The sequence below is a fragment of the Pseudomonas sp. BN505 genome, from assembly GCF_029873175.1.
GTDB classification, from domain to species: Bacteria; Pseudomonadota; Gammaproteobacteria; order Pseudomonadales; family Pseudomonadaceae; genus Aquipseudomonas; species Aquipseudomonas putida.
The window spans coordinates 188113-211106 of the sequence record NZ_SSOI01000013.1 but is presented as its reverse complement, the minus strand read 5'-3'; the positions used below and the strand labels follow the sequence as shown (position 1 = coordinate 211106).

Genomic DNA, 22994 nt, shown 5'->3' with positions numbered 1-22994 from the left:
GATCAAGACTGTAGATATGACATCATCCGAGGCCCAACTTCATGCCAGGAATCTTGCGCTCCTACAGCCCCCACGGCCAACATCACGATAAAACAAGCCATGCAATCTTGCTTGGCTTTAACGGTGAACATTACGATCTGTTAACTCAAAGTTACGCCTTGGGTATGGGATACCGCAGCTACAGCCCGGCGCTAATGAGGTTTCTATCACCCGACAGCCTGAGCCCGTTCGATGCCGGCGGACTAAACTTATATGGCTACTGCGCAGGAGATCCGATCAATTTCACTGACCCCAGCGGCCATTTGGACCCAAAGTTATTAAAACTCGCCAAAAGCCGTCTCAAGCCGACGGCACCTTTAGGATCTCAAAAGCTGAAAGTTCCTGCTCGCGATAAACCAGTCTACAAACATTCAGAAAAAATGCCTGAAGGGCAGAGCTCAACCGCCCCTGCCTCCGAGCACCTCCAACTGTCCAGTCCTAAACGCCCCCAAAAAAACAAAGGCCAAGGTGATGGCGGACTTCGCTCCATACTTGCAAACCCAGCCTCACCTGGCAAAATTTACAAAGACAGACGCGCCTATTACGCACTGGTCGACGGGTGGTTCGACAACATGGAAGACCTTGGCCGCCTACGTATCCAAATGAAGGCCAGATCTTCATTACCGAGTGTGCTGGCTAAAATTACATCCATTCAAGAAAAATCATTTATTTTACGCGACAAAGCAGTGGACCAATATCCTTTATATTGATCTGCGACTCTGAGACCTAGAGCGCCCTCCCCGAGGCCAATAGCATGAGAAGCAAAGCAACGCTTACGTATTCAGCCTATGGCTACTCCACGGGGGTCTCATCAGCGCAGATACTACTCGGATTCAACGCAGAGCCCATCGACACATCGACAGGATACTATCCACTTGGAAATGGCTATCGTCTGTACAGCCCGGTAACAATGCGATTCTTCGCACCTGATAGCTGGAGCCCGTTCGGCAAGGGGGGGCTCAATGCCTATGGCTATTGTGCAGGAGACCCCATAAACAGCGTAGATCCAGACGGGCATGTAGCTGTCAATCGATTACGCCGCCACGCCGTAATACTGACGCGCGATGGTCCTCCCCCCCAAACGGCTCAGGATCTCAATCGGTCCCTCAACAGGCAGCGCTTGCAAACTCAGCAGCCACGCGCCAATAGAAACCCACTGGCAAACGGTGGTCGAATGCCGTTTGAAGACCGGAGAAATCCAAGCGTGCCGTTGAGTGAGGTTGTAACTCTGGCCAATGAACTGGCGGGGGCGAAACAGTCCCTGGCTGCGCCAGTGGATCTGGCACTGGTGCATGACCCGGAAATGCGGGCGGATTACCTTGCGGATCTCACCAGAATCCGTAGTGAAGTGCCAAAACAGCAAGCTCGATTGAACATGGCGATGGTCAGGTGGTTCCACTCCTGACCAATCCCATGTCCAGCCCAATCATACCGATGGCGTATTTATTGGCGCCGGCGTGGTCCACAGACTGCCCAGGTTCTGCAGAAGCGACCCGGCGATGCCCTGCTGGCCAAGGTACTGCAGAATCAACGGCGCAAACTGCCCGATCATCCCGGTATCCATCCCCAGCGCCTTGAACGCACTGTCCAGATCGCTGCGGTTTTCCACGTTGTTGCCCAGTGCGTTGCTCAGAGCCGACTGGTTTTCGCTGTTCTTGCCCAGCAAATCGCCCAAGCCACTCAAGCCGCCCAGCGCGTTGGCCCCGGCCAACAGGTCCAGCCCTGGCACCGCTTTGGTCAGTTGCCCATAGTCATCGCTGCTAAGGTTATTGCGCGCCAACCCCAGCATGGCTCCTGCCCCGCCTACCGCCTGTTCGGGGGTGATGTTCAACTGGCTGCCGAGGGTGTTGAGCAAATTGGCCTGCACCTCGGGGGCCTGCACCTGCCCTTGTTGTTTCTGGTTTTGCAGGGCGGACACAGCGTTGGCAGCGTCGCTGAGATTGAAGGCGAACACCGGGGTAGCGGCCAGGGTCATCAGTGTTGCCAAGGTGAGTGCTTTCATCGGGAGGGACCTCGTCGGCCGGGATGGCCTGGGAAACGAGGCATATGACTGGTGATCAATGAAATTGTTCCGAGCCACCGGTCAACACGGCTCCAACATCAAGTACCAAGATAAACTTCGGGGTTCGCTAGCCGAGCATTTTAAGCAGGAGCCACTGACCTATCATTTTTGACAGTAGACGTTCATACCGTCAGCGTGAATACTCGATGAGACAGCCGGCCCATTATCCCAACACCGGAGACAGCTCAATGAGTAATCATGTCGACTCGCTTAAATTATTTCATCAAGGTGACAACATCAGTGTTGTCCAAACCAATATCTTCCACCGCCGAATCTTCCATTCAGCGACGTTCGCACTTGCAGAGTTCCAAGTTGAGCCCGACACCACATACTTGCTAGCGGAAGATGCTTCAGGCTCTATCTACAGGGTCGTAGATGACACAAAAAACGAAACGCACACCTACTCTGCGTACGGATTCGATCAGAACCTACCCTCTGCGCACAGTTTACTTGGGTACAATCGCGAGCCAGCTGTCCTCCCCACTGGCAGTTACCTATTGGGATCGTATCGGGCATATTCCTCAGCGCTAATGCGCTTCGGTTCGCCTGATGAGGCGAGCCCTTTTCAACGCGGCGGCATCAATGCCTATTGTTACGTATCAGGCGACCCAATCAATTATACTGACCCCACGGGGCAGGCTCCCCAATTTGTGAGAAGCGTAGTAAAAGGCTATCAAAATCTATTGGGCAGAAGAGAGCGTAAGAAAAGCGTTATCGAAAAATACTCTTCTCTTGTCAAGCTCGCCAACGAAAGAAACCAAACCATAGCACAACTCAATAGCCCTATTGAAAAAAAAGGGCCTAGCCTAAGCATCACGAAACAAAACCTAAGTGTACTTAAACGTGGGCCTGCACTTTCCGCCCCTCCCACCTTGTCGCAATCAAACCTAGAGTACGCAAACAAACACAATTTACCGCTAAGTGACTTTAATGATGCCAATTTCAAAGCTGCAGTAAATATAATGAAGGAGACAAATATTGCGAGTGCCCTTCTCACTCAAGAATTTATGGAGAAATCCATGCAGGAAATTCGGACTACTACGCTACCAGCGCCCCCTAAACCAGGAAATCCGATCAATAATAGTAGGGGGATATTTAGCTGGGGCAACAGTTCTAAATTCGACGACCTTCGTTCATAGACGTCAACTGCCCTGCTGTTTCCAGCGATAGCGGGGCAGGCGCACCGCATCGCCGTCACCTCGGCGCGCCGAACGGTACGCACCACCGAGCTTTTGAGGTAATTGCTGATCCAGGCAAGGGTCCAGCAACGGTGCATGGCACGGTGGGCGGTGGGGCATCGGCATCGCGCCGCTAGGCCCACAGGCCAAAGAAAATGCCCCTCTCAGCGAGGGGCATCATGGGCTGCGATCAAGCCGCGCCCCACATCTTGTGCGGGTCAATCACAAACTTCTTCGGTACACCCGCATCAAACTCGCCATACCCTTCTGGCGCCTGATCCAGGTTGATCACCTGTACCCCCACCACTTCAGCAATGTTGATACGGTCCCACATGATCGCCTGCATCAGCTGGCGGTTGTATTTCATGGTCGGGGTCTGGCCGGTGTGGAAGCTGTGCGACTTCGCCCAGCCCAGGCCGAAGCGGATGCTCAGCGCGCCGATCTTGGCGGCGGCATCTACCGCGCCTGGGTCTTCGGTTACGTACAGGCCCGGGATACCGATGTTGCCGGCCACGCGGGTCACTTGCATCAGCGAGTTCAGCACGGTGGCCGGGGCCTCGTGCTTGGCGCCTTCGTGACCATGGCCACGGGCCTCGAAGCCGACGGCGTCGACGGCGCAGTCCACTTCCGGCTCACCGAGGATGTCGATGATCTGCTCGTGCAGCGGGGTGTCCTTGGACAGGTCGACCACTTCGAAGCCTTGCGACTTGGCGTGGGCCAGGCGGGCCGGGTTGAGGTCGCCGACGATGACACAGGCGGCGCCCAGCAGGCGGGCCGAGGCAGCAGCGGCCAGGCCGACCGGGCCAGCGCCCGCAACGTAAACGGTGCTGCCTGGGCCTACGCCAGCCGTCACGGCACCGTGGTAGCCGGTAGGCAGGATGTCGGACAGGCATGTCAGGTCACGGATCTTTTCCATGGCCTTGTCGCGGTCCGGCAGTTTCAGCAGGTTGAAGTCGGCGTATGGCACCAGCACGTACTCAGCCTGGCCGCCGGTCCAGTCGCCCATGTCGACGTAGCCGTAGGCACCACCGGCGCGGGCCGGGTTGACGGTGAGGCAGACGCCGGTGTGCATCTCTTTGCAGGAGCGGCAGCGGCCGCAGGCAACGTTGAACGGTACCGACACCAGGTCACCGATTTTCAGGCGTTCGACGTCACGCCCGATCTCGACAATTTCACCGGTGATTTCGTGGCCCAGAACCAGGCCGACCTGGGCAGTGGTGCGGCCACGGACCATGTGCTGGTCAGAGCCGCAGATGTTGGTGGAGACCACCTTCAGGATGACGCCGTGCTCGATCTTCTTGCCACGCGGGTCCTGCATTTTCGGGTAGTCGATGTGTTGCACTTCGACCTTGCCGGCGCCGAGATATACCACTCCACGATTGCCAGACATGCTCTTACCTCGCTTGATTTTTATTTATGCAGCGGTGGTTGAACGCGCCGCCATCCATGGGCGGCTTGTGTTACTGGAATGCAGGGAATTGTGGGCCTGATAGGCCGGGGTGCGCTGACTGGAAGCGACAGGGGGATGTCTTTTAGCGGCAGGTACAAAGGTGTGAGGCCATTCGCGGGCAAGCCCGCTCCCACAGGCTCACCGCTCTTTCGAACATGGCGATGAACCTGTGGGAGCGGGCTTGTCCCGCGAAGAGGCCGGTACAGGATGTCAGAGCACGACCGTGCGGTTGGCGTTGAGGAACACCCGCCGCTCGATGTGATAACCCACAGCCCGCGCCAGGGTCAGGCATTCGATATCCCGCCCCTTGGCAATCAGGTCTTCCGGATAGTGGCTGTGGTCCACCACCTCGACGCCCTGGGCAATGATCGGCCCTTCGTCCAGGTCGTTGTTGATGTAGTGCGCGGTGGCACCGACCATTTTCACGCCCTTGTTGTAAGCCTGGTGGTAAGGCTTGGCGCCTTTGAACCCTGGCAACAGCGAGTGGTGAATGTTGATCGCCCAGCCATCCAGGCGCCGGCACAGCTCGGGTGACAACACCTGCATGTAACGGGCGAGGATAACCAGCTCGGCACCTGTCTCCTCGATCACCTGCAGCACCTTGCGCTCTTGCCCCGCCTTGTCATTGGGGTCGAGGGCGAAGTGGTAGTAGGGGATCTTGTGCCAGTGCGCCAGGGGCTCGAGATCGGGGTGGTTGGAAACCACCGCTACCACGTCCATGCCCAGCTGGCCAATGCGCTGCCGGTACAGCAGGTCATTCAGGCAGTGGTCAGCCTTGGACACCATGATCACCACCTTGGGGCGGTGATTGGGTGCGGTCAGCTCGAAGGCCATGCCGAACGCTTCGCTGCGCTCGGCCAGGCCGGCACGGAAGCCCGTTTCGTCGAAATCATCCGGCTGGCGGAATTCGACGCGAATGAAGAAGCGCCCCGACTGCCGGTCATCGAAGGAGTGGTGCTCCGTCACGTAGCAGCGCTGCTCGAAGAGGTAACGCGTCACCACGTCGACGGTGCCGAGCATGCTCGGGCAGTCGGCGGTGAGAATCCAGGTATCCGGTGCCCGACTCATGTTCTGCTCTCCTTAAGCTTCGATGCTCAGGCCGTATTCGGCCGAAGCGTCCTGCAGCCACAGCCACCAGTAGTCGGCGAAGCTGCGGCGAATCACCAGCTCCCAGGTGTCTTCGGCGGTACGGCGGATCACCAGTTGCGACTTGGCGAACACGGTGCCCACGGCCTTGCCCACCGGGAAGTTGTTCGGGTGAACATCATAGCTGGTGGATTTCATCAGCACTTCGCGCACGTTCGGGCCGCGCAGTTCCAGCAGGCTTTGCCCGCCGCTGACGTTGACCACCTGGATGTGCTGGCCATCAAGGGCCGCGCGCAGCTTTTGCTCGACCGCCAGTTCCTGGCCACCGGGCACGATCAGCAGCCACTCGTCGGGGCCAACCCATTGCAGCGACATGTCGTTGTTGGCGACCACGGTCAGGGCCACTGGCAGCTCCAGGCCCAGGGCCTTGTGCACGCCGGCGGCGAATTCCGGGTTGTGGCCGTCGCCACGCAGGGTCAGGTGGCCAAGGAACTTGCGTTCACGCAGGGTCACGCCTGCGTTCTTGCGGCCTTTGCCAACCAGGCTGGCCAGGTCGGCATGGTGAAGTGGCGACTGGGCCTTGGCCTCGGCGCCGGGGTTTTGCTGGAAGACGTTGATAGCGCTCATTTCTTACCTGCCTTGAATTCTGTAGTTCCGAGCAACGCCGAACCTGTGGGAGCGGGTTCACCCGCGAAGAGGCCAGTGAGGCCAACATCGCATTCGCGGGTAAACCCGCTCCCACAGGGTTCGGCGCCACCATCCGGGGGCCTTAGACGTTTTGCCGCTCACCCTTCGGATCGAAGAACACCGAAGACACGATTTCCGCCTCGATCACGCTGCCATCTGCCTGCGGCGAGTAGACACGCTCGCCCATGCGCTTGAGGCCACCTTTGACCACACCCATGGCGAACGAGTAGCCCAGGGAGTTGGACGCGTAGCTGGAGGTAACGTGGCCAACCATGTCCATCGGGATCGGCTGTTTGGGGTCGAACACCAGCTGGGCGCCTTCCGGCAGCCACTTGGTCGGGTCGACCGGCTTCAGGCCTACCAGCTGCTTGCGGTTCTCGCGCACGCAGTCCTCGCGGTTCATGCCACGCAGGCCGATCCACGAATATGGTTTGTTGCGGCCCACACACCAGCTCATGTTCAGGTCGTCCGGGTTCATCGAACCGTCGGTGTCCTGGCCCACGATGATGAAGCCCTTCTCGGCACGCAGTACGTGCATGGTCTCAGTGCCGTACGGGGTCAGGTTGTACTTCTTGCCCGCCTCGATGATCTGTTCCAGCACGCCCATGGCGTAGTTGGCCTGCACGTTGACTTCGTACGACAGCTCACCGGTGAACGAGATACGGAACACACGGGCCGGCACGCCGCCGACGTTGCCTTCCTTCCAGGTCATGAACGGGAAGGCTTCCTTGTCCATGTCGATGTCGGTCAGCTCGCTGAGCAGCTTGCGGCTGTTGGGGCCGGACAAGGTCATGGTGGCCCAGTGGTCGGTAACCGAGGTGAAATACACCTTCAGCTCCGGCCATTCGGTCTGGTGGTACAGCTCCATCCACTGCAGCACACGGGCGGCGCCGCCGGTGGTGGTGGTCATGATGAAGTGGTTGTCGCCAACGCAGGCGGTTACGCCGTCGTCGAAGACCATGCCGTCTTCCTTGCACATCAGGCCATAGCGGGCCTTGCCCACGTCCAGCTTGGTCCAGGCATTGGTATAGATGCGGTTGAGGAACTCACGGGCGTCCGGGCCCTGGATGTCGATCTTGCCCAGGGTCGAGGCGTCCAGCAGGCCCACGCTGTCGCGCACGGCCTTGCACTCGCGGGCCACCGCGGCATGGATGTCTTCACCGGCTTTGGGGAAGTACCAAGGGCGCTTCCACTGGCCGACGTCTTCGAACTCGGCGCCGTTCTTCACGTGCCAGGCATGCAGGGCGGTGAAGCGCACGGGCTCGAACAGGTGGCCACAGTGACGGCCCGCTACGGCGCCGAACGTCACCGGCGTGTAGTTGGGGCGGAACATGGTGGTGCCCATTTCCGGGATGGTGATGCCGATCGAACGGGCGGCGATGGCCAGGCCGTTGATGTTGCCCAGTTTGCCCTGATCGGTACCGAAACCCAGCGCGGTGTAGCGTTTTACGTGCTCGACCGACTCGAAGCCTTCACGGGTGGCCAGCTCGATACCTGCGGCGGTCACGTCGTTCTGCTGGTCGACGAACTGCTTCGGCCCCTTGCTGCCTTTGTCGTGCGGCACCTGGAACAGTGCCACAGTGGCCTCTTCCTTGCGCGCCACGGTTTTTGGCAGGGTGCCGACAGAGGCCTTGAAGCCCGCCTCGGTGGCTGCGCGAACGCCGCCTTCGAAGCCATCGGCAATCACGTCACCGAGGGCGTAGACGCCATTGATACCGCCCACGCACTCGCGTTTCTGCGGCGCATCGCCCGGTACGAAGCCGAGGATGTCGTCACGCCACACTGGGCGACCGCCCAGGTGCGAAGCCAGGTGCACGATCGGGCTGTAGCCACCGGAGGTTGCGATCAGGTCGCACTCAAGGGTTTCGCCTGGGCTGGTAACTTTGTGCGCCTGCACATCAATAGCCGCCACGCGGGCGCCGGTGACATGCTTGCTGCCTTTGGCCTCGACCACGGCGCTGGAGGTGAGGATGCGGATGCCTTTGGCACGCGCTTCTTCAACCAGCGAGCCACGTGGGTTGTGGCGGGCGTCGGCGATGGCGACCACTTGCAGGCCAGCGTCGTGCCAGTCCAGCGCGGCGCGGTAGGCGTGGTCGTTGTTGGTCGACAGCACCAGCTTGCGGCCCGGTGCCACGCCGTAGCGGCGAACGTAGGTGGACACAGCACCAGCCAGCATGTTGCCCGGTACGTCGTTGTTGCCGTACACCAGCGGGCGCTCGTGGGCGCCGGGCGCCAGTACCACGCGCTTGGCGCGTACACGGTGCACACGGTGGCGTACCTGGCCGATCGGGGCGCGGTCGCCGAGGTGGTCGGTGAGGCGCTCGTGAATGGTCAAGAAGTTGTGGTCGTGGTAGCCGTTGACCGTGGCACGTGGCAGCAGGGTCACTTCCGGCAGGCCTTCCAGCTCTTTGATCACGGCGTTGACCCAGTCGGCGGCAGGCTTGCCGTCGAGGGTTTCGCGGCTGTCGAGCAGGCTGCCGCCAAACTCTTCCTGCTCGTCAGCCAGGATCACACGGGCGCCGCTGCGCGCAGCAGCCAGTGCAGCGGCCAGGCCAGCAGGGCCGGCGCCGACGATCAGCACGTCGCAGTGCTGGTTCATGTAGTCGTAACTGTCCGGGTCGTTCTGCAGCGGTGCACGGCCAAGGCCTGCCGCTTTACGGATGTACTTTTCGTACGTCATCCAGAACGATTTCGGGTACATGAAGGTTTTGTAGTAGAAGCCCGGGGGCATCATGCTGCCGCCCACCTTGCCGAGGATGCCCATCACGTCGTTGTTGACGTTAGGCCAGCCATTGGTGCTGGTGGCAACAAGGCCTGCGTACAGCGCCTGTTGGGTGGCGCGCACGTTCGGAATCTGGGTGGCTTCGCTGGAACCGATCTGCAGGATGGCGTTCGGCTCTTCGGTACCGGCAGCGATGATGCCGCGTGGGCGCGAGTACTTGAAGCTGCGGCCAACGATGTCGACGCCGTTGGCCAGCAACGCAGCGGCCAGGCTGTCACCGGCATAACCCTGGTAGGTCTTGCCGTTGAAAGTGAAGTTCAGGACCTTGCTGCGGTCGATGCGGCCGCCGCTGGCGAGGCGATAGGTCTGGCTCATACTTTTTCCCCTTGGCCTTTGACGGTCGACGGTGCGTTCGCAGCTTTACCGTTGGCGGTCACTTGCGGCTTTTCGCCAATCTTGTAGGTTTCCAGAATTTCGTAGGTCACGGTGTCGCGGGTGACGTTGAAGTACTGGCGGCAACCGGCAACGTGGTCCCACAGTTCATGGTGAATACCGCGTGGGTTATCACGGTAGAACATGTAGGTACCCCACTCCTCGTCGGAGCAGGCGGCAGGGTCCAGCGGGCGGGCGATGTGCGCCTGGCCAGAGGCGTGGAACTCTTCTTCGGAGCGCAGCTCGCCGCAGTGGGGACAGAAAATATGCAACATGACGGTGTCTCCGGTTAGTGGGCGACGGCGGCGGCGCCGTGTTCGTCGATCAGTGCGCCGTTGTAGAAACGGTCCATGGAGAACGGCGCGGCCAGTGGGTGCATTTCGCCCTTGGCCAGGCTCGCGGCGAAGACGTTGCCCGAACCCGGGGTCGCCTTGAAGCCGCCAGTGCCCCAACCGCAGTTGAAGAACATGTTCTTGACCGGGGTCTTGGTGATGATCGGGCAGGCGTCCGGCGAGGTGTCGACGATGCCGCCCCACTGGCGGTTCATGCGCACGCGCGAGAGGTTGGGGAACATCTCCACGATGGCCTGCAGGGTGTGCTCGATCACCGGGTACGAACCGCGCTGGCCGTAGCCGACCCAGCCGTCGATACCGGCACCGATTACCAGGTCGCCCTTGTCGGACTGGCTGATGTAGCCGTGCACGGCGTTGGACATGATCACGCTGTCGATGATCGGCTTGATCGGCTCGGATACCAGCGCTTGCAGCGGGTGCGATTCCAGCGGCAGGCGGAAACCGGCCAGCTTGGCCATGTGCCCGGAGTTACCCGCGGTGACCACGCCGACGCGTTTGGCGCCGATGAAGCCTTTGTTGGTTTCCACGCCGATGACCGCGCCGTTTTCCTTGCGGAAGCCGATCACTTCGGTCTGCTGGATCAGGTCCACGCCCAGGGCGTCGGCAGCGCGGGCATAGCCCCAGGCCACGGCGTCGTGGCGGGCTACACCACCACGGCGCTGAACGGTTGCGCCAAGGATCGGGTAACGGGTGTTCTTCGAGCAGTCCAGGTACGGGATTTCGGCCGCGACCTGGGCGGTGTTCAGCAGCTCGCCATCGACACCATTGAGGCGGTTGGCGCTGACGCGGCGCTCGGAGTCACGAATGTCCTGCAGGGTGTGGCACAGGTTGTACACGCCGCGCTGGGAGAACATGACGTTGTAGTTGATGTCCTGGGACAGGCCTTCCCACAGCTTCATGGCGTGCTCGTACAGCTGCGCCGACTCGTCCCACAGGTAGTTGGAACGCACAATGGTGGTGTTACGGGCGGTGTTGCCGCCGCCCAGGTAACCTTTCTCGATCACGGCAACGTTGGTGATGCCGTGCTCTTTGGCCAGGTAGTAGGCCGTGGCCAGGCCATGGCCGCCACCGCCGACGATAACCACGTCGTAAACCTTTTTAGGGGTTGGCGTGCGCCACATGCGCTGCCAGTTTTCGTGGTGGCTGAGGGAGTGTTTGAAGAGGCCGAAGCCCGAGTAGCGTTGCATGGTCGTTTACTCCACTCAGCGGTAAACAGGGAAGTCTGCGCACAGCGCCGCGACGTTCTTCGCCACATCGGCTTCGACGTCTGCGTCACCGAGGTTGTCGAGGATGTCGCAGATCCAGCCGGCCAGGGCCACGCACTGCGCAACCTTGAAGCCGCGGGTGGTGACGGCCGGGGTGCCGATGCGCAGGCCCGAGGTGACGAACGGCGACTGCGGGTCGTTCGGCACGGCGTTCTTGTTGACGGTGATGTGCGCGCGGCCCAGGGCGGCGTCGGCATCTTTGCCGGTGAGGCCCTGGCGGATCAGGCTGACCAGGAACAGGTGGTTATCGGTGCCACCGGACACCACGTCGTAGCCGCGGTCGATGAAGACCTGGGCCATGGCCTGGGCGTTTTCGATCACTTGCTGCTGGTAGGCCTTGAAGCCAGGCTCCAGCGCTTCCTTGAAGCACACGGCCTTGGCGGCAATCACGTGCATCAGCGGGCCGCCTTGGGCGCCCGGGAATACAGCGGCGTTCAGCTTCTTCTCGATCTCTTCGTTCGACTTGGCCAGGATCAGGCCGCCACGAGGGCCGCGCAGGGTCTTGTGGGTGGTGGTGGTCACCACATCGGCGAACGGGATCGGGTTCGGGTACAGGCCAGCGGCAACCAGGCCGGCTACGTGGGCCATGTCGACGAACAGCAGCGCACCGACCTTGTCGGCAATGGCGCGGAAGCGTGGGAAGTCGAGGGTCTTGGAGTAGGCCGAGAAACCGGCAACGATCATTTTCGGCTTGTGCTCGACCGCCAGGCGCTCGACTTCGTCGTAGTCGATCAGGCCGGTGTCGGTGTTGATGCCGTACTGCACCGCGTTGTACAGCTTGCCCGAGGACGACACTTTTGCGCCGTGGGTCAGGTGGCCACCGTGGGCCAGGCTCATGCCGAGGATGGTGTCACCGGCTTGCAGCAGGGCCAGGTAGACGGCGCCGTTGGCCGACGAGCCGGAGTGCGGCTGGACGTTGGCGTAGTCGGCACCGAACAGCTGCTTGGCGCGCTCGATGGCCAGGGCCTCTACTTTGTCCACGTGCTCGCAGCCACCGTAGTAGCGCTTGCCCGGGTAGCCTTCGGCGTATTTGTTGGTGAGGCCGCTGCCTTGGGCCTGCATGACGCGCTGGCTGGTGTAGTTCTCCGAGGCGATCAGCTCGATGTGATCTTCCTGGCGCTGTTCTTCGGCATTCATCGCCGCCAGCAGTGCGTCGTCGTAACCCTGGATCTGGTCTTGCTTGCTGAACATCGTGTATCTCCCGGCAGCGATCGTTTTTTGTCGTGGGGCACTGTGGCCCTTTGTGGCGATGGTATGACTGGCGGGGGCGGGTCAGATGCCTGCGCACGCCTTGCAATGGCGCGTTTACGACATTCGTTTTGTACTGGGTTGTCTGGCCCTATCGCCGGCAAGCCAGCTCCCACAGAAATTGCAGCGTCCTCAAGCCCTGTGGAGTACCTGTGGGAGCTGGCTTGCCGGCGATAGGGCCTGTACAGGCAAAGCTGAAAATCAGCCAATGCTCAGCTTGTATAGGCAACCGCTGAATCGATGGTTTAGAGTGCTGTTCTGCGTCGTTCACAGGACCGTGTCATGACAGATAAGAGCCAACAATTCGCCAGCGACAACTATTCCGGTATCTGCCCCGAAGCCTGGGCGGCGATGGAGAAGGCCAACCACGGCCACGACCGCGCCTATGGCGACGATCAGTGGACCGAGCGCGCCTCGGAATACTTCCGCAACCTGTTCGAAACCGACTGCGAGGTGTTTTTCGCCTTCAACGGTACCGCAGCCAACTCCCTGGCCCTGGCCTCGCTGTGCCAGAGCTACCACAGCGTGATCTGTTCCGAGACTGCCCACGTCGAAACCGACGAATGCGGCGCGCCGGAGTTTTTCTCCAACGGCTCCAAGCTGCTGACGGCGGCCAGCGTCAACGGCAAGCTGACCCCGCAGTCGATCCGCGAAGTGGCACTGAAGCGCCAGGACATCCACTACCCCAAGCCACGCGTGGTGACCATCACCCAGGCCACCGAAGTGGGCACCGTGTATCGCCCCGATGAGCTCAAGGCCATCAGCGCCACCTGCAAGGAGCTGGGCCTGAACCTGCACATGGACGGCGCGCGCTTTACCAATGCCTGCGCGTTCCTGGGCTGCAGCCCGGCTGAGCTGACCTGGAAGGCCGGCGTCGACGTGCTGTGCTTTGGCGGCACCAAGAACGGCATGGCGGTGGGCGAGGCGATCCTGTTCTTCAATCGCCAACTGGCCGAGGACTTCGACTACCGCTGCAAGCAGGCCGGGCAACTGGCGTCGAAAATGCGCTTCCTGTCCGCGCCGTGGGTGGGCCTGCTGGAAGATGGCGCGTGGTTGCGCCATGGCAACCACGCCAACCATTGCGCGCAGCTGCTGGCGTTGCTGGTGAGTGACTTGCCGGGGGTGGAACTGATGTTCCCGGTGGAGGCCAACGGGGTGTTCCTGCAAATGCCGGAGCACGCGATTGAAGCGCTGCGCGCCAAGGGCTGGCGGTTCTATACCTTTATCGGCAGCGGCGGGGCGCGGTTCATGTGTTCCTGGGATACCGAGGAAGAGCGGGTGCGCGAGCTGGCGGCGGATATCCGCAGCATCATCACCGCCTGACAGGCCCCAATCGCCGGCAAGCCAGCTCCCACATGGACCACACAAGGCTCAGGCCTGTGGTGATCCTGTAGGAGCTGGCTTACCGGCGATGAAGCCCACACCGATCTAAAGCCTGAACCCGCCCATCTGCCGAGCCAGGTCATCAGCCAAGCCACGCAACGCCTGGCACTCCTCGCGGCAGCCCTGCACCTCTGCCGCCGTCTCCCGCGCCAGGTCGGAAATGCCCTGCACCGTGCGGTTGATTTCCTCAGTCACCGCCGACTGCTCTTCGGTCGCCGTGGCGACCTGATGGTTCATGTCGCTGATGTGTTCCACCTGGTCGGTAATCGCCCCCAGCGACGCCCCGGTACGCTGGCTCGATTCCACCCCACTGCCGGTCGCCTGCTGCCCCGCCTGCATCGAGCTCACCGCCGAACCCGCGCCCTGCTTCAGGCGTTGGATCATCTGTTGCACTTCGTCGGTGGATAGCTGCGTGCGCCGCGCCAGCGTGCGCACTTCGTCGGCCACCACAGCAAATCCGCGGCCCATTTCCCCTGCCCGCGCAGCCTCGATGGCGGCGTTCAGCGCCAGCAAATTGGTTTGCTCGGAAATACTGCGGATAACCGCCAGCACTTCATCGATAGAGGCGACTTCGTTGGCCAACTGGCTGACTGCATCGGCTGCCTTGCCGATGTCGCCCGACATGCCCTCGATGCCCTGAATTGAACGCCGTACCACCTCGCGCGCCTGCAAGGCCTCATCCCGTGCCGACTGCGAGGCCTGCGCTGCATCACCGGCATTGCGGGCAATGTCCTGCACGGTCAGGCCCATTTCATGTACGGCAGTGGCAACCATTTCGGTCATTTCCTGCTGTCGCCCGGAGCGCTCGGCCGTGTTTTCCACCACCTGGGTCACCTGCTCAACCGCCCGATGCAGCCGTTCGGAAGTCTGCAACACCTCGCCAATCAGGCTGCGCTGGCTGTCGAGAAAGCGGTTGAAGCCCCGGGCCAGGTCACCCAGTTCGTCCTGGCGCGAATCATCCAGGCGGTGGCTAAGGTCGCCTGCGCCACTGCCAATCTGCACCAGCGCAGCGGTAACGCGGCGCACAGGGCGCACCAGGCCCCGCGCCAGCAGCACCACCAGCAGCAGCGACACAAGCGCCACGGCGCCACCGATCAGGCTGGTCAGCCATACCGCCTGATGCATTTGTGCGTAGATTTCCGACTCCGGCACTTCGGCCACCAGCGTCCAGTTGAGGTCACGCAGGGGCAGGCCCAGCGCCAGGTAGCGCTCGCCGTCACGGCTGAAGCGGCTGTTGCGCAGGCCTTCGCCGCCGGTCATCACGGCCTTGGCAGCGTCCGTGCCGAGCTGCTCGGCGAGCTGGCGCTTGCCGCTGAAAGCAGCGTCCGGGTGCACCTGGATCAGGCCGTCGTTACGTACCAGGAAGACCTTGCCATGCTCGCCAAAGCTGAAGTCGTGAATCAGCTGCGACAGCTCGGTCATGCGCAGGCCCATGCCGGCCACGCCCACCAGCTTGCCGGCCTTTTCCACGCGATAGTCGATAAACAGCGCCAGCTCGCCTGTGGCACCGTCAATGTCGATATTGATAAACCGTTCGGCGCCGCTGTCGATGTAGCCGTAGAACCATTTGTCCTTGGGGTTGCTGCGGCTGAGGGTGCGGTCCAGGCCATTCTCGTTGTAGTAGTGGCCGGTTTCGGTCGAGGCAAACAAGGTGGTGAAGGCCCGGTTACGCTGTTTGGCGGCGCCCAGGTATTCGATGAATGCCGCAGCCTGGGCGGGGTCTTCGCCGGCCGCCAGCCAGTCGCGCAGCAGGGTGTTGCCGGCAATGTCCGCCGCAGCCACCAGTGGCTGGCCGAGCATGCGTTCGATGTCGTTGCGGATCGCCTCGACACTGGCGGGCAGGGCAGTGTCGACCAGGTAGCGGTCGGTGAGGCGGTTGAGCGCCACGGTGAAGATGATGACCACCACCAGGATGCTGGCCAGCAGGGCGGCGCCCATGCTGGTGATCAACTGCCACTGGATGCTTTTACGCCAGATACGCATGCCCCTACTCCCCCGCACATTATTGTTTTGCGAGAAGTGTATACACTTGCGTATCCAGTTAATCCAGTGACCTGGAACAATGAGTTGGAGCTTTGGGGCTGCTCCGCAGCCCATTCGCAGCACAAGGCTGCTCCTACACGGGAACGCATAACCCTTGGAGGAGCGGCCTTGGGCCTTTCAGCTATCGATCAGGACTCTGCAATAGTCCGCACGATGGCGTCCACCGTGGCGTCGATCTGCGCCTGGGTACGCGCAAGGGTCTGCTGGTGTTCTTTCTGCAGTTCAACCTGTTTGGAGCACAGGTTAAGGGCAGCCAGCACCAGCAATTTGTCACCGATCAGGGTCGGGTACTGACGCTTGGTTTCGTTCAGGGCGGTGTTGAGCATCCGCACCGCCTGGGCCAGGGTTTCTTCCTGGCCTTCGGGCGCCTTGATCGAATAGTCGATGCCGAGAATCGACACGACATTGACCGGCTGCTCTTGCAATCTCATGCGCCAACAACGCCAGCGCTGGCGCGATCAACCAGGGCCTGCAGGCGAGCGGCGGTGCTGCCGTTCTTCTCTTCCTGCTCCATCAGCGACAGCTGCAGGGTTTCGTTCTCTTCCTTGGCCTGGGCCAGTTGCGTGCCCAGGGTGGTGTTCTGCTCGGTGAGTTGAGCGTTTTTCTGCATCAGGTCGCTGACCAGTTGCTCGATTTGATTCAGGGAAGCTTCCAGCATGGGTCTATCTCAGGTTGTTGCGAGGGGCGCACACGATAAAGAAAAGCGCGGCCCATCGCCATTAAAAATCGGATTCACAAGGTGTCTGGCCCGCAGATTGACAGGGTAATCACCCCCTTGTTCCGACCTGGGTCAACCGCCGGTCAGGAAAAGGTTAGCTACCTCACAATTTTTGCGGGTTGCACTCAAGACTGGCCAGTCACGACCGATAGCCCGGCAAGTCATGTTTTGTCGCACTTTGCGCACTCTTTATCCCTTGCCTGGATCTTCCTCTCCATGTCTCTACGTAACATGAATATCGCCCCGCGCGCGCTGCTCGGCTTTGCGCTTATCGGCCTGCTGATGCTTGGCCTCGGTGTCTTCTCGCTGGTGCAGATGGGCAACATCCGTCAGGCGGGCGTGGCCATCGAGCAAGTCAGTGTGCCCAGCATCAAGATCCTCGACGAAATCACCGCGCTTAACCTGCGCATGCGCACCCTCTCCTACCGCCTGCTGACCAACCGCGAGCCTGCAATCCAAAGCGATACCCTCAACCTGCTGGCCCAGCGCAACAGCCAGATCGACCGCGCACGCCAGGCCTACCTGCCAATGATCGGCGCCGCCGACGAACAGGCCGCGTTCGACCAGTACGGCCAGTTGCTTGAACAGTACCGCCAACTGGAATCGCGCATGCGCAGCCTGAGCCAGGCCGACCGCGTCGACGAACTGCGCGACCTGCTCAACCGCGACCTGTTGGCCAACTCCGAACAGATCAACAAGGTCATGGACACGCTGGTACGCATCAATACCGACCAGACCCGCGCCACTAACGAGAAAGCCGCCAGCCAATACGCTGCGGCCTTTGCCTTGGTTATCGGCCTGCTGGTTGCCGCCACCGTGCTGACCTTCGCCTGCGCCTTCCTGCTGACCCGCAGCATCGTCAAGCCGATCGATGAGGCGCTCAAGTGCGCAGAGCAAGTCGCCGACGGTGACCTGACCCAGGTCATCCGCGCCGAGGGTACCGATGAAGCCGCGCGTTTGCTGCGCGCCATGGCCCGCATGCAGGACAAGCTGCGCGACACCCTGCAGCAGATAGCAGGCTCTGCCACCCAGCTGGCCTCAGCCGCCGAAGAGCTGAATGCCGTTACCGACGAAAGTGCCCGTGGCCTGCAGCAGCAGAACAACGAGATTGAACAGGCCGCCACCGCCGTCACCGAAATGACCAGCGCTGTGGAAGAAGTGGCGCGCAACGCCGTGAGCACCTCGGAAGCGTCCAGTGAAGCCAGCCGCTCCACCGGTGACGGTCGCGACCTGGTGATGGAGACCGTGGGCGCCATCGAGCGCATGAGCGGTGATGTGCAGGCCACTGCCAAACTGATCACTCACCTGGCCGAACAGTCGCGCGACATTGGCAAGGTACTCGACGTGATCCGTGGCCTGGCCGACCAGACCAACCTGCTGGCGCTCAACGCTGCCATCGAGGCGGCGCGTGCCGGCGAAGCGGGCCGTGGTTTTGCCGTGGTTGCGGATGAGGTGCGCGCACTGGCGCACCGCACCCAGCAGTCGACCAGCGAAATCGAGCGGATGATCGGCAGCATTCAAGGCGGTACGGAAGAGGCGGTGGAGTCGATGCGCACCAGCACCGAGCGCGCCGAGTCGACGCTGAACATCGCCAAAGGCGCCGGCATGGCGCTGGACACCATTGCCGGTGCGGTCGCGCAAATCAACGAACGTAACCTGGTAATCGCCAGCGCGGCGGAAGAGCAGGCGCAGGTGGCGCGGGAAGTGGACCGCAACCTGGTGAACATCAATGACCTGTCGGTGCAGAGCGCTACCGGTGCCCATCAGACCAGTGCGGCGAGTGCAGAGCTGTCGCGGTTGGCGGTGGACCTTAATGGTCTGGTGGCGCGATTCCGTACCTGAGCCTAAAAGGCACTGCTATGCCGCCTTGATAAGTGCCCCTCCCGAACTTGCGTGACCTGCGACACAGGAGGGGCACTATTGACATGCGAGAGCCCACTGGGCGGTAGAATCCCCGCTATCATGGGCCTGACTTTATGCATGACAAAATAGTCAACAGCCTTACGGCCAAAGAAGAAGCCGACATCAACTGTCGCGCTTCCCATTTTTACAGCAAAGCTTGCCACGTTGACCCAGTTAGCACCCGGCACTCCCGCCGCAACCATCACTACGCCGACCTTCTTTACCCATTTGTTCCTGTCGTCTAGCCGCTTCAGCCCCTTAAGATTGGACATAGACGCTTTGGCACGCTTTCCAAGCCATACAGTGTTCGCAATTACCTTGGTGACGCTGTATTGGCCAGTGGGGTCCACTCGATTAACAGGATTCCCATGGCAGTAAGCGTATGCATTGATTCCTCCCCGCGAGAAGGGGCTTAGCCGATCCGCGCTGAGAAATCGCATTAATGCTGGGCTGTACATACGCCTGCCTTTTCCGAGCAGATAATTACTGGTGGCTCTGTCACGCAGTTCAGCATTGAATGCGATCGTAGCAGCGCGATTATCATTATCTACACCATAAGGGTTATATGCGCAGACCCTCGGGACAGCATCGGGCAAGAATGAGCTGGATAAATGGAGATGCGATATTTCTTCGTCCACCATGCCCCCCTTTTTTGTAGACCATATTCTATAGCCAACCGCCCCTCATGATTACTGACAGAAATGACAGGCCGCAAAGGGGTTAGCGAGGTACCTGTCGGGGCCCCGCTATCTGGAATCAGTAATCGATCCGCACATCCCCTTTCGGCACGCTGCAACACGACAGGATGTAGCCCTCGGCTTCATCCTCTTCGGTAATGCCGCCGTTGTGCTCCATCTCTACTTCGCCGCCCAGTTTGAGCACCTTGCAGGTGCCGCAGATGCCCATGCCGCAAGCTTTCGGGATCATCAGGCCAACTTTGGCTGCCGCAGCATGCACGGTCTCGCCCGGGGCAACGCGGATGCTCTTGTCGCTGCCGATGAACTCCACCAGGTTGAGGTCGGAAATATCCAGCTCCGGTGCATCGGCTGCCTGCTCGGCGTGCTCCACTGCATCGGCCTTGGCCTCTGGTGGCGTCGCGCCGAACGACTCCTCGTGGTAGTTCTTCATGTCGAAGCCGACCGCTTCGAGCATGCGCTTGACTGCCGTCATGTAAGGCGTCGGGCCGCAGCAGAACACCACGCGCTCCATGTAGTCCGGCGCAATCAGCTCCATCAGCCGCTGGTTCAGGTAACCGCGGTACCCCGCCCATGGCTCGCCCAGGCCATGCTTTTCGCAAATGATGTGCAGGCTGAAGTTGGGGATGCGCGAAGCCATCTGTTCCAGCTCGCGGTGGTAGATGATGTCTTTCGGCGAACGGGCGCTGTGCACGAACACCATGTCGACATTGGCGTTGGTGTCGTAGAACCAGCGCGCCATCGACATCACCGGGGTAATGCCCACACCGCCCGACAGGTACAGCGCCTTGCCCGCCGGGAAGTCGATGGCGTTGAACAGGCCCACCGGGCCGTGCACCGGCAGCTCGGCGCCTTCGTGCATGGTGTCGTGCAGGAAGTTTGACACCAAGCCGCCCGGCACGCGCTTGACGGTGATCGAGAAGCTGTACGGCACCGACGGCGAACTGGAGATGGTGTAGGAGCGCATCACCGGCTTGCCTTCGATCTCCAGCTCCAGGGTGACGAACTGCCCGGGCTTGAAGAAGAACATGATCGGCTGATCGGCCATGAAGCAGAAAGTGCGCACGTCCCAGGTCTCCTGGATGACCTTGACGCAGCGCACGATGTGGCGGCCGTTGGCCCAGGTCTGGGTGGTGACCGGATTGAGGAAGGTATCGGACATGTTCATCTCCAGCAGCCGACTATCGGGCTTTTTATGGCTTGGATAATGCGCAAGCTGAGAGCGACGTACATTCCTGCCAGCGACATCGGCGTGCTTATCGCGACCAGCCCCGCGCTACAAGGGCTGGCGCGTCGTAATTCAATTCGGCCATGTCGCCCATGGATACGGTTCGCGGCGTCTTCGGACGCACACTCCACGGCAAATAAACAAGCCTGCTGTTTAAACAAAAAGCCGCTGATAACCGCCTTGCGGCAACAACAACGATTAGCCACCTTTTGCCGGCCGCACACGGCCCCGAGGAATACACGATGGACGTCACCGCAACCCTGAGCCTGGGCGATCCACTTGAACCTGCACGCAAGGCTACCGCCGAGATGCTGCAGACCCGCGAGCGCACCTACTCGCTGCCCCAGCCTTTCTACACCGACGAGCGTCTGTTCCAGATCGACATGCAGGAGATCTTCCAGAAAGAATGGTTGATCGCTGGCATGACTTGCGAAATTCCGGCGAAAGGTAACTACATCACTTTGCAGATCGGCAAAAACCCGATCCTGGTGGTGCGTGGTGCCGAAGGCAAGGTGCACGCCTTCCATAACGTCTGCCGCCACCGTGGTTCGCGTTTGTGCGTCAGCGACAAAGGCAAGGTGGCCAAGCTGGTCTGCCATTACCACCAGTGGACCTACGAACTGGACGGCCGCCTGCTGTTCGCCGGCACCGAAATGGGCGCCGACTTCGACATGAAGGAGTACGGCCTGAAGCCGGTGCATGTGAAGGTGGCCGGTGGCTATATCTTCATCAGCCTGGCAGAAAACCCGCCTGCCATCGACGAGTTCCTGGCTACCCTGGAACACTACATGGAACCGTACGACATGGAGAACACCAAGGTGGCGGTGCACACCACCTTGATGGAAAAGGCCAACTGGAAGCTGGTGCTGGAGAACAACCGCGAGTGCTACCACTGCAGCGGTTCGCACCCGGAGCTGCTGCAAACCCTGCTGGAGTGGGACGACACCAACGACCCGCGCGCGAGCCAGGAATTCAAGGACCACGTGGCCGCTTCGGCCGCCGCCTGGGAAGCCGAAAAGATCCCGTACCTGCACAAGAGCCACGGCCTGCGTAACCGTATCGTGCGCATGCCGCTGCTCAAAGGCACGGTATCGATGACCATGGACGGCAAGCAGGCCTGCCAGAAGCTTATGGGCCGCATCAAGAACCCGGACCTGGGCTCGATGCGCATCCTGCACCTGCCGCACTCGTGGAACCACTGCATGGGCGACCACATGATCGTGTTCACCGTGTGGCCGATCAGCGCCCAGGAAACCATGGTCACCACCAAGTGGCTGGTGCACAAGGACGCCGTGGAAGGTGTGGACTACGACCCAGAGCGCATGCGCAAGGTGTGGGACGCCACCAACGACCAGGACCGCCGCCTGGCGGAAGAAAACCAGCGTGGCATCAACTCCACGGCGTACCAGCCGGGGCCTTACTCGAAGACTTACGAGTTTGGTGTGGTGAACTTCATTGACTGGTACAGCGACCGTGTATTGGCCAACTTGGGTGCAGAGCCTGCTCCATACCTGAAAGAGGTGAAGGCGCAGTAATCGGAACCCCCGCCAAGGTACACAGTACTGCGGCGGGGGCTCTCCAGCGGCTTACAAACGCGTGTCACTGATACCGGCCTCAACATCAGCTGGCCTACGACGCCCCCTCACTCTCTCGACAACCCCCCTGAAAGCACCCGACACGGCTCTCCTCACCGCCCTGCTGGCTTGTTGTACCCCTTGCCACATATAGCTCAAGCCGTAAGCATCCAGTACTGCGTCGCCGAGCAGTCGCCCTCTAGGCATGCCTCGTACGCCCGCACGACGCCACTCATGCCCGGCATTCATAGGTAGGGCTGCGAAGCCCAGAAATCCTGCCCCTGCACGTCCCAGGTCCGCCCCATTGAGTACTGGCTGAAGGTTTGCCATGTACCCAGGATTAAAGGTTTCGGCTAGATGCGGTCCGCGCAGAAGGATCGAAGTCGTGTAAGCGTACGTATCAAGGACATTTGCAGCAGCGGCCACGCGAGGATGAAGGCTCGGCAGAGCTGGTTCGACCACGCGATCCGGAAGTGCCACATTGTTGATCCTGGCCCTCATACGCGAAACAACCATGTTGCCCGTACCTGCTATTGCACTTGTGCCAAAAGCCAAGTGAGTAAGAAACTTGATCCAGAACCGCCCCGACTCGTCGGTTCGATTTACGGGGTCACCTCCACAATAGGCATACGCATTCATCCCTCCACGATCGAACGGGCTAAGGGAATCGGGGCTTACGAATCGCATTAACGCAGGGCTGTAGTGGCGATAACCATTCCCCAGCGGGTCCCCCCCCAAAAGCGGATCACGGCGTTGGCCGCAAAACCCCAGTGTTGTAACCGGGCGGCCCCCAGAAACGCCGTAAGGTGAGTAAGCTTGTGCCATGGTTATCCACAACTCCTCTAAGTGCCCGACTACCTTAGCGCTAACCCAGAAGATTGCGTACTGACACAAATAACAGGTATTACCTGATCATTATTTGATCAACA

21 protein-coding genes and 1 pseudogene are annotated in these 22994 nt (G+C 60.7%); 6 read left to right on the top strand and 16 right to left on the bottom strand.

All coding sequences use genetic code 11. The features are described 5' to 3' along the window. Positions 1-41: 41 nt before the first annotated feature. Positions 42-749 (top strand): RHS repeat-associated core domain-containing protein, encoded by a 708-nt coding sequence (locus E8E78_RS01825; RefSeq protein ID WP_080889190.1) that lies wholly within the window; start codon positions 42-44, stop codon positions 747-749. Positions 750-793: 44 nt separating this feature from the next. Continuing rightward, a pseudogene (locus tag E8E78_RS01820) lies at positions 794-1060 on the top strand (RHS repeat-associated core domain-containing protein); the annotation flags it as partial. Between the two features lie 12 nt (positions 1061-1072). Here the strand turns inward: E8E78_RS01820 and E8E78_RS01815 are convergent. Together E8E78_RS01815 and E8E78_RS01810 are read right to left on the bottom strand one after the other, a co-directional pair. Further along, positions 1073-1438, bottom strand: coding sequence for a hypothetical protein (locus E8E78_RS01815; protein WP_232862022.1), 366 nt, complete (start codon positions 1436-1438; stop codon positions 1073-1075). A 27-nt stretch (positions 1439-1465) separates the two neighbouring features. Next, a complete protein-coding gene (locus E8E78_RS01810) occupies positions 1466-2041 on the bottom strand; it encodes a DUF2780 domain-containing protein (RefSeq protein WP_049274020.1) in 576 nt (191 codons plus the stop codon). Positions 2042-2289: 248 nt separating this feature from the next. On the opposite strand from E8E78_RS01810, the gene E8E78_RS01805 reads away from it, so the two are divergent. Then, positions 2290-3240 carry an RHS repeat-associated core domain-containing protein gene (locus tag E8E78_RS01805; RefSeq protein ID WP_280312481.1) on the top strand — a complete coding sequence of 317 codons (951 nt, stop codon included), beginning with the start codon at positions 2290-2292 and terminating at the stop codon, positions 3238-3240. 3 nt (positions 3241-3243) lie between these two features. Here the strand turns inward: E8E78_RS01805 and E8E78_RS01800 are convergent, their stop codons facing one another. The 8 genes from E8E78_RS01800 to E8E78_RS01765 all read right to left on the bottom strand — a co-directional run bounded on the left by E8E78_RS01800 (position 3244) and on the right by E8E78_RS01765 (position 12465). Then, positions 3244-3399 carry a hypothetical protein gene (locus E8E78_RS01800; protein WP_197863493.1) on the bottom strand — a complete coding sequence of 52 codons (156 nt, stop codon included), beginning with the start codon at positions 3397-3399 and terminating at the stop codon, positions 3244-3246. A gap of 70 nt (positions 3400-3469) precedes the next feature. Continuing rightward, complete coding sequence (gene fdhA / locus E8E78_RS01795; protein ID WP_016497631.1) at positions 3470-4669, bottom strand: formaldehyde dehydrogenase, glutathione-independent; 1200 nt, start codon at positions 4667-4669, stop codon at positions 3470-3472. 270 nt (positions 4670-4939) lie between these two features. Then, on the bottom strand, positions 4940-5797 hold the full coding sequence (gene purU / locus E8E78_RS01790) for a formyltetrahydrofolate deformylase (RefSeq protein WP_016484540.1): 858 nt from the start codon (positions 5795-5797) through the stop codon (positions 4940-4942). A 12-nt stretch (positions 5798-5809) separates the two neighbouring features. Beyond that, positions 5810-6442 (bottom strand): sarcosine oxidase subunit gamma family protein, encoded by a 633-nt coding sequence (gene soxG, locus E8E78_RS01785; RefSeq protein WP_012270121.1) that lies wholly within the window; start codon positions 6440-6442, stop codon positions 5810-5812. Between the two features lie 142 nt (positions 6443-6584). Beyond that, entirely contained in the window at positions 6585-9599 is a 3015-nt protein-coding gene (locus E8E78_RS01780) for a sarcosine oxidase subunit alpha (protein WP_016497630.1), read from the bottom strand. Further along, positions 9596-9931: a sarcosine oxidase subunit delta gene (locus E8E78_RS01775; protein WP_016484537.1), complete on the bottom strand. Its 336-nt coding sequence runs from the start codon at positions 9929-9931 to the stop codon at positions 9596-9598. Before E8E78_RS01775 ends, E8E78_RS01780 begins: the two co-directional genes overlap by 4 nt. A gap of 14 nt (positions 9932-9945) precedes the next feature. Further along, positions 9946-11196 (bottom strand): sarcosine oxidase subunit beta family protein, encoded by a 1251-nt coding sequence (locus E8E78_RS01770; protein WP_016484536.1) that lies wholly within the window; start codon positions 11194-11196, stop codon positions 9946-9948. A gap of 15 nt (positions 11197-11211) precedes the next feature. Beyond that, on the bottom strand, positions 11212-12465 hold the full coding sequence (locus E8E78_RS01765) for a serine hydroxymethyltransferase (protein ID WP_016497629.1): 1254 nt from the start codon (positions 12463-12465) through the stop codon (positions 11212-11214). 339 nt (positions 12466-12804) lie between these two features. Between E8E78_RS01765 and E8E78_RS01760 the strand changes: the two genes are divergently transcribed. Beyond that, the gene (locus tag E8E78_RS01760; RefSeq protein WP_016497628.1) at positions 12805-13845 is read left to right on the top strand and encodes a low specificity L-threonine aldolase; all 1041 of its coding nucleotides are present in this window, start codon (positions 12805-12807) and stop codon (positions 13843-13845) included. 105 nt (positions 13846-13950) lie between these two features. Here the strand turns inward: E8E78_RS01760 and mcpH are convergent, their stop codons facing one another. From mcpH to E8E78_RS01745, 3 genes are all read right to left on the bottom strand, one after another. Next, positions 13951-15888 (bottom strand): methyl-accepting chemotaxis protein McpH, encoded by a 1938-nt coding sequence (gene mcpH, locus E8E78_RS01755; protein WP_016497627.1) that lies wholly within the window; start codon positions 15886-15888, stop codon positions 13951-13953. 188 nt (positions 15889-16076) lie between these two features. Continuing rightward, positions 16077-16379: a cell division protein ZapA gene (locus tag E8E78_RS01750; RefSeq protein WP_016484532.1), complete on the bottom strand. Its 303-nt coding sequence runs from the start codon at positions 16377-16379 to the stop codon at positions 16077-16079. Next, on the bottom strand, positions 16376-16606 hold the full coding sequence (locus E8E78_RS01745) for a hypothetical protein (RefSeq protein WP_016497626.1): 231 nt from the start codon (positions 16604-16606) through the stop codon (positions 16376-16378). Before E8E78_RS01745 ends, E8E78_RS01750 begins: the two co-directional genes overlap by 4 nt. 276 nt (positions 16607-16882) lie before the next feature. On the opposite strand from E8E78_RS01745, the gene E8E78_RS01740 reads away from it, so the two are divergent. After that, the gene (locus E8E78_RS01740) at positions 16883-18508 is read left to right on the top strand and encodes a methyl-accepting chemotaxis protein (protein WP_084966526.1); all 1626 of its coding nucleotides are present in this window, start codon (positions 16883-16885) and stop codon (positions 18506-18508) included. A 2-nt stretch (positions 18509-18510) separates the two neighbouring features. Here the strand turns inward: E8E78_RS01740 and E8E78_RS01735 are convergent, their stop codons facing one another. Together E8E78_RS01735 and gbcB are read right to left on the bottom strand one after the other, a co-directional pair. Further along, positions 18511-19209 carry an RHS repeat-associated core domain-containing protein gene (locus E8E78_RS01735; RefSeq protein WP_156859206.1) on the bottom strand — a complete coding sequence of 233 codons (699 nt, stop codon included), beginning with the start codon at positions 19207-19209 and terminating at the stop codon, positions 18511-18513. 115 nt (positions 19210-19324) lie between these two features. Continuing rightward, a complete protein-coding gene (gene gbcB, locus E8E78_RS01730; protein WP_049274014.1) occupies positions 19325-20425 on the bottom strand; it encodes a glycine-betaine demethylase subunit GbcB in 1101 nt (366 codons plus the stop codon). Between the two features lie 308 nt (positions 20426-20733). Between gbcB and gbcA the strand changes: the two genes are divergently transcribed. Further along, the gene (gene gbcA / locus E8E78_RS01725) at positions 20734-22026 is read left to right on the top strand and encodes a glycine-betaine demethylase subunit GbcA (protein ID WP_016484527.1); all 1293 of its coding nucleotides are present in this window, start codon (positions 20734-20736) and stop codon (positions 22024-22026) included. 51 nt (positions 22027-22077) lie between these two features. Here gbcA and E8E78_RS29060 read toward each other — a convergent pair whose 3' ends face one another. Further along, on the bottom strand, positions 22078-22890 hold the full coding sequence (locus E8E78_RS29060; RefSeq protein WP_080983657.1) for an RHS repeat-associated core domain-containing protein: 813 nt from the start codon (positions 22888-22890) through the stop codon (positions 22078-22080). Positions 22891-22994 lie beyond the last annotated feature (104 nt).